Raw genomic sequence first — 286 nt, 5'->3', positions numbered from 1 at the left:
CTTCAGAAAGCTCAGCTTCCATTTCTTGCTGTTGTTTTAATGCATCCTCAAAAGATAACTCAGCGGCCTCGTCAAGCTGCTCGGCGTCGTTAACGTCAAACAAATCTTGATCATCTTCCATACTAAGCGCAGCAGCTAAATCGTCTGCACTAATGATGGCGTCAGGATCTTCTTGAGCAGGCTCGTCTTCTTCAATAGAGGGCACTAAATCATCAGATTCAAAAGCGTCTAGGGCAGCCATTTCACTATCATCTAGCGAGATTTCACTTGCTTGTTCTTCTTGGGC

1 protein-coding gene is annotated in these 286 nt (G+C 45.1%); it reads right to left on the bottom strand.

The genetic code is table 11. The annotated features are described in order from the left end of the window. Positions 1–286: hypothetical protein (locus Q4528_RS13520; protein WP_303522045.1), on the bottom strand; the 286-nt coding region annotated here is incomplete at both ends.

Source organism: Staphylococcus pasteuri (genome assembly GCF_030547725.1).
Taxonomy (GTDB): Bacteria; Bacillota; Bacilli; order Staphylococcales; family Staphylococcaceae; genus Staphylococcus; species Staphylococcus pasteuri.
Note: the sequence above shows the minus strand (reverse complement) of the source record. Positions and strands in the feature narration are given on the sequence as shown.